At 32.2% G+C, this 6,435-nt stretch carries 7 protein-coding genes; 4 read left to right on the top strand and 3 right to left on the bottom strand.

What is annotated here, in order from left to right:
• The first annotated feature begins 43 nt into the window (after positions 1 to 43).
• Complete coding sequence (locus ACN0QX_RS04360) at positions 44 to 1,393, top strand: DEAD/DEAH box helicase (protein ID WP_248400621.1); 1,350 nt, start codon at positions 44 to 46, stop codon at positions 1,391 to 1,393.
• Between the two features lie 82 nt (positions 1,394 to 1,475).
• On the opposite strand, the gene ACN0QX_RS04365 is transcribed toward ACN0QX_RS04360, so the two are convergent.
• Entirely contained in the window at positions 1,476 to 1,988 is a 513-nt protein-coding gene (locus ACN0QX_RS04365) for a DUF3124 domain-containing protein (protein WP_248400004.1), read from the bottom strand.
• 342 nt (positions 1,989 to 2,330) lie between these two features.
• The gene (locus ACN0QX_RS04370) at positions 2,331 to 2,714 is read right to left on the bottom strand and encodes a MotA/TolQ/ExbB proton channel family protein (RefSeq protein WP_417195680.1); all 384 of its coding nucleotides are present in this window, start codon (positions 2,712 to 2,714) and stop codon (positions 2,331 to 2,333) included.
• Positions 2,715 to 3,051: 337 nt separating this feature from the next.
• On the opposite strand from ACN0QX_RS04370, the gene ACN0QX_RS04375 reads away from it, so the two are divergent.
• Positions 3,052 to 3,957, top strand: coding sequence for a sensor histidine kinase (locus ACN0QX_RS04375; protein ID WP_417195681.1), 906 nt, complete (start codon positions 3,052 to 3,054; stop codon positions 3,955 to 3,957).
• Positions 3,958 to 4,674, top strand: a complete 717-nt coding sequence (locus ACN0QX_RS04380; RefSeq protein ID WP_417195682.1) for a LytR/AlgR family response regulator transcription factor — start codon at positions 3,958 to 3,960, stop codon at positions 4,672 to 4,674.
• Positions 4,675 to 4,804: 130 nt separating this feature from the next.
• Here ACN0QX_RS04380 and ACN0QX_RS04385 read toward each other — a convergent pair whose 3' ends face one another.
• Positions 4,805 to 5,374 carry a TMEM175 family protein gene (locus ACN0QX_RS04385; protein ID WP_248400016.1) on the bottom strand — a complete coding sequence of 190 codons (570 nt, stop codon included), beginning with the start codon at positions 5,372 to 5,374 and terminating at the stop codon, positions 4,805 to 4,807.
• Between the two features lie 189 nt (positions 5,375 to 5,563).
• Between ACN0QX_RS04385 and ACN0QX_RS04390 the strand changes: the two genes are divergently transcribed.
• A complete protein-coding gene (locus tag ACN0QX_RS04390; RefSeq protein ID WP_248400018.1) occupies positions 5,564 to 6,079 on the top strand; it encodes a DUF3124 domain-containing protein in 516 nt (171 codons plus the stop codon).
• The last annotated feature ends 356 nt before the right edge of the window (positions 6,080 to 6,435 follow it).

The raw sequence follows: 6,435 nt of genomic DNA on the forward strand, positions 1-6,435 counted from the left end.
AAACATTTACCTTTGTAGCCTAAAACAGAAACTTTTGGACGCAATTACCTTTCAAGATTTAAAATTAAATACGCCTTTATACAATGCATTAGACGATTTAGGCTTTACCAATCCAACACCTATTCAGGCTGAAGCCTTTAATGTAGTTGCTTCAGGATCTGATGTGGTTGGGATTGCCCAAACTGGTACCGGTAAAACCTTTGCCTATATGTTGCCAATTTTAAGGGGTTTAAAATACTCCGAGCAAGAAAGTCCACGTGTTTTGGTAATGGTGCCTACGCGAGAATTAGTAGTTCAGGTAGTTGATGAAATTGAAAAATTAGCCAAATACATAAATGTCCGCGTATTGGGTGTTTATGGTGGCGTGAACATTAATGCCCAAAAACGTGCTGTTGCCGAAGGTATTGATATTATTGTAGCCACTCCAGGACGCTTGTATGATTTAGCCGTTAGTCGTGTGTTGCAATTAAAAACCATTCAGAAATTAGTAATAGATGAAGTAGATGTCATGCTAGATTTAGGTTTTAGACATCAGTTAATAAATATTTTTGATATTCTACCTGAACGTCGTCAGAACATAATGTTTTCGGCTACAATGACGGAAGATGTTGACGCGTTAATAAATGACTTTTTTATAGCACCAAAACGTGTTTCCATTGCCGTTTCTGGAACCCCTTTAGAAAATATTGATCAACATAAATATGCCGTTCCCAATTTCTATACGAAGTTAAATTTGCTAAAAGAAATTTTAAAAGACACCGAAACCTTTAATAAAGTGTTGATTTTTGTCGGTTTTAAGAAAATGGCAGATCGGTTATTTGATGCGCTGGATGAAAATTTCCACGATGAATTATGCGTAATCCATTCCAATAAAACTCAAAATTACCGTTTACGAAGTATTGAGCAGTTTCGTGCTGGCGACAATAGGATTTTGGTGGCAACCGATGTTATGGCTCGTGGTTTGGATATTGATAATGTGTCTCACGTTATCAATTTTGATACACCCAATTTCCCTGAAAATTACATGCACCGCATTGGTAGAACAGGTCGTGCCGAACGTGAAGGTAAATCCATACTTTTTTATACTGAAAAAGAACAAGAAGCTTTAGAACGTATAGAGGGTTTGATGCAAATGACAATTCCAGAAATTGAATTCCCAGAAAATGTTGCTATTTCTACAGATTTATTAGAAGAAGAACGTCCTCAAATTTTAGAACGAAATAATCCGCTAAAATTACGTGATGAAGATGCGCCAGGTCCCGCATTTCATGAAAAGAAAGAGAAAAATAGTAAAGAAAATCTAGGTGGTTCGTATAAATTTAAAATTGCGGCCAAATATAAAAAGCCAAAGACGCGTGGTGATAAGAATTATAATAAGCGGAATAAAAAGTAAGAAGCTTCGCTCTTATTTGCCATTAGCAACCTTAAAAATGACCTTAAGTTAATATATAAGATTCTTTCTTATAAAGGGATTTTTATTTAATACGTTTCCCAACGGTTGTAAACGATAAACCCTGCTGACCTAAAGTAGAATTCATAACACCTTCAAATAATGGTTCTGGTGCCTCTTTAGGCTTACGCCATTCAAATATAAAATTAGAACCTGTACCTCCTGTTACGTCTACTTCATCAATGATAGCTTCCGTAGTTTCTAAAGGTGCCAAATATATTGGTTTATCAAAATAGGTGCGAATTAATTTGCCATGAGAATCATAATATTTGGCACTAACTATATAAATAGTATCTGAATCGCTGGTGTTTCGCATGCTAGCCATAGCCGTTAAATTATGCGTTTTATGCTGAGACATGCTGTAGATTTGGGAGTAAATGGAAAGATAGGTTTTTCCATACTCCAACACGTCTTTCGCAGTAATATCTTTACGTCTTTTATTCCAGTTTTCTGCATGAAAATCGTCTGGGTCTTGTTTTTCATTACAAGAAAATAAACAAACAAAACTTAAGAATACACAGATATAAATACGTTTCATACGAAAGCAGAAATTAATGTGGAAGCAATATACAAATAGCTTTTTTAATTTTTAAAAAAAATCCCTCACCATTTCGGGCAAGGGATCCATAAATAATCTTGTATCCTTTTAAAACCTTCCTAACAATAACTTAAACCATAATAAGTCGCTTTAAAAATCAACATGATTAGTATCTATTTGCTATAATCATAACTATAAATATCTTCAATTTTTGCTAACTGCCAAAATTTTCATTGTAAATTTTTATAAAATGACCTATAAATCAATAAATTACAATTCTTTGAAAACTAAAGAAGCGACCCGAAAGTCGCTTTTAAAAATCTTTAATAAGATGAAATGGCACTAAACCTCTTTTTGCAATCCTTTTAATAATAGAATACCAATTCTTGCAATTATAAATGTCAGCAAACCAAAACCAGCGGTTAACAGCGATACTTTTAAGCCTCCTGCAAAAATAGCCGGATCTGGATCACCCATGGCTTGAACAGAGTCGAAGGCGGTAATTAATCCGATTATAGATGCCAAAAAACCTAATACTAAACCTAGCAAACTACTGTCTGCTGCTAACTTAACCATTTTTTTGGATAGATTAACGTTGGATTTTAAACTACTGAATCCTCTGATTAAAAAAACAATAGAAATAATTAAACAAATGGTAATTAAGGACATCATGATGGGTCCACCTTCGGAAAAAGGATTTATGAGTAATAAAGTTAATAATATCATAAACAAATGGTTTTAGTTAAACATGGTACAAACATAAGTTGCATTTCATGTGAAATCTTAAAAATGCGGTGGATGACCAATTTAGACCTCATTATAACCGACATGTTGAAACCAGCTCTAAATCTGTTATTCGTCTACAAAATATGAAAACGCATGAAAAACGTTGTATTATTGTATGTTATTTACTTATATGTTTACAAAAAAATCTATTTTAAAAGCACTTCTGCGTTTTTTACTACATCTCGTTTTTTGGTGTTGTGTGTTGTTGTTTTTTACAAAATTCTTTAGTGCCAAAAATGAGAATTTTAATGATACGTTTTTGTTTTCACTCTTTATCATGCCTATTACTATTGTCACAACTTATATTTCCGTTTATAAATTAATTCCAGGTTATTTAGTATCAAAGCGCTATTTGCAATTTGTCTTATATAGCCTATATACCCTAATTATTTCTGGATATTTAATTATGGTTTCTATATTTTTCAGTTTAATATATTTAGCCAATTTTGAATATGAGGCTATGAATCCCGTGACTCGGAATATATTTATTATCACCTCTGGCGTTTATTTAGTAGTTATTTTAGTTAGTGCTTTTAAGTTGCTCCAGCTTAATTTAAAACACACCGAAGAAACCAAAGTGTTGGAAACTAAAATTTTGGAAACCCAATTAAAACTAAAGGAACAAGAGTTGCATTATTTAAAGATGCAAATCCATCCGCATTTCTTATTTAACACTCTGAATACTATGTATGGTTTTGCATTAAAAAAGGCAGATGAAACACCTGAAATGATCTTGAAACTTTCCAATTTACTAGATTACTTATTATATCAAGTAGATAAACCTTTTGTTCTTTTAACACAAGAAATACAGCATATAGAAGATTATATTGCCCTTGAAAATTTGCGTTTTAATGATACATTAGCCGTGACATTTAATTACTGCCATATTCTTGAAACGACAAAAATTGCACCCATGCTTCTATTGCCATTTGTAGAAAACAGTTTTAAACATGGAGGTTTAAAATCAGGAAAGTTATCTATAAACATAGACCTGACCGTTAAACATGAGGAGATTATTTTTTCCATAGAAAACACGCAAGCTAAAATTGAAAATTCCCAAGATGGTATTGGTTTACAGAATATTCAGAAACGTTTAGATTTACTCTATAAAGACCATTATAATTTAACTATTTTAGACACCGATGATTTGTATAAAGTTCATTTAACCTTAAAATCTAATTAATTGCGATCCCAGAAAAACATAGCCTGTCTAATTGTTGATGATGAAGCTATGGCGCGCGATATTATTAGCGCTCACCTTTCAAAAATTGAAGCCATAGATGTTATTGCTAGTTGCAGTCATGCCATGGAAGCTTTTCAGGTAATTAGCAATCATAAAATTGATTTAGTGTTTTTGGATATTAATATGCCCGATATTTCGGGTATCTCATTTGCCAAATCCATCAATAAAAACATTAAAATTATTTTTACCACGGCTTATCGCGATTATGCTGTAGAAGGTTTTGAATTGCAAGCTGTTGATTATTTATTAAAGCCCATTTCGTTTATACGCTTACTAAAAGCGGTGAACAATTATTTTGATGTGTATGCTACCCAAGAAAACGCGTTAATGTCCACTACAGAATTGCATGCGTTTATGTTTGTAAGATCAGACAGACGCATGATTAAAATTGATTTTGAAGCTATTATTTATATTGAAAGTTTTAGCGATTATATAAAAATTCATCTAGCCAATGAAACCATTGTAACACGCGAAACTATTAGTGCTATTGAAGCCAAACTGCCAAGTAAACAATTTATTAGGATCCATCGATCTTATATTATCGCTATTAAACAAATCACATCTTTTACCAATGAACATGTTGTGATTCAGGACCAAGCTTTAACTATTAGTAGAAGTTATAAAAAATCGGTTTTAGACCTATTGGAACAGTTTTAAAGTTGTTTGAATTTGCTGTTTAATATATTTTTGGCTCGTATATGATTTGGTAGCGCTGCTCTTTAAAATAACTTAAGATACTTTTATATTCACCAAAACGCCCAAGAGAAAATAGCGTTGGCTATAACGCTTAAATATTTTTCTCAATCCGCGTATCTGGAATGAGCCACATAATGGCAACTATAACATAACATGCAATGGATAACCACGTACTTATAAAGGCTAAACCTATACCAAGGCAATAAAATACTATAGAAATTTTTCCTTTACCATCCGTTCCAATGGCTTTTTTAAGAGGAAAAGCATCGTCGTGCGATTTTATAATAACACTTTGCAAAATAAAATAGGCAATGGCATTACCAAGTAAAACCACACCATAGGAAATTATGGGTAGTTTAGCTTCGTAATTATCACCAATCCACGCTGTAGTAAACGGAATTAAGGAGAGCCAAAAGAGTAAATGCAAATTGGCCCATAATGTTTTACCGTTTACTTTTTGTGTAATTTGAAACAGATGATGGTGGTTATTCCAATATATACCAACATAAATAAAACTAGCAACATAACTAATAAAAACGGGAGCTTTAGCCAAAAGCGATTGAAAATCTGTTCCTTCCGGTGCACTTAACTCTAAAACCATAATGGTAATAATAATGGCCATGACACCGTCACTAAAAGCTTCTAACCTGCTTGTTTTCATAACATATAATAATTGAAATACCAAAGCTAATAAAATTCGCGCTTTATTTGTGTGGCAGGCTTATAAATTACAAGCCTCCAGGTCCTTTGTTTTATTTCCGTTCTAGAAACAGAAATCTTTAAAAATTATAATTAAATGTTCTTTATATTTGTAAGTAATGTTAACCATTTCATTGAAAACCCTGTTACCATGAAATCTACTATCGTCCTTTTTTCTGTTTTATTCATCTTATTTGTCTCATGCGATAAAAAATCGTCTAGCAAGGAGCGTGAAATAATTTCTAATGAACATCAGGTGCCTAAACAGGTAGAAAAATCAAACGGTGATTTGGTCACGAAAAAAGTTTATGTTCCCGTTTATTCTAACATTTATCAGCGTACGCGAAATGATAGAACGCAGCTAACATCTACATTAAGTATTCATAATACGAGTGAAACTGACACCCTGTTTATTAGTAGAATTGATTATTTCAATACGGAAGGAAAATTTGTTAGGAGTTATATAAAATCGCCTATTTATTTAAGTACGTTTGAAACGTTGGAGTATGTTGTGGATGAGGAGGATGTATCTGGTGGTTCTGGTGCTAATTTTGTGGTAGAATGGTATGGGAACACCAAGTTAAATCCACTATTTCAAGCTGTAATGATTGGTGGTTTAGGAAGTAAATCTTTTTCATTTGTAACGGAAGGGGTTTATTTTGAATAATATTGAGATCGTACTTTTGTTAAAAATTACATTAAAAACACACTATTAAAAGTCGGATTTTTATAATGAGCTCGTGGATAATTAGACATTACAAAATTTCAGAATAAATCATTTTTCTAAAGTGTTTAGAATATCTATTAGTTTATTTTTTTATTTTTAAACTTTCAATCAAATGTAATCTCTCGGTGATTTCTATTTTGTAAGCTGGTTTGGTAAATTTTAAAATAAGCTTATCTATGGTTTTTTCTGTGAACAATTTTAAATCCTTTTAACAAGGGTTACAAATAACATAACCATAAAGTTCTTAATCCGTGTTACGACTATTAAAACATGTGGTGTCCATAGTCCTATTTGTT

Source organism: Bizionia sp. (genome assembly GCF_048259285.1).
Taxonomy (GTDB): domain Bacteria; phylum Bacteroidota; class Bacteroidia; order Flavobacteriales; family Flavobacteriaceae; genus Algorimicrobium; species Algorimicrobium hallyeonense.

Excerpts from the sequence above, each read along its gene's own strand:
- ACN0QX_RS04365 (WP_248400004.1), bottom strand. The coding sequence starts at position 1,988 with ATGAAACGTATTTATATCTGTGTATTCTTAAGTTTTGTTTGTTTATTT.
- ACN0QX_RS04370 (WP_417195680.1), bottom strand. The coding sequence starts at position 2,714 with ATGATATTATTAACTTTATTACTCATAAATCCTTTTTCCGAAGGTGGA.
- ACN0QX_RS04375 (WP_417195681.1), top strand. The coding sequence starts at position 3,052 with ATGCCTATTACTATTGTCACAACTTATATTTCCGTTTATAAATTAATT.
- ACN0QX_RS04385 (WP_248400016.1), bottom strand. The coding sequence starts at position 5,374 with ATGAAAACAAGCAGGTTAGAAGCTTTTAGTGACGGTGTCATGGCCATT.
- ACN0QX_RS04390 (WP_248400018.1), top strand. The coding sequence starts at position 5,564 with ATGAAATCTACTATCGTCCTTTTTTCTGTTTTATTCATCTTATTTGTC.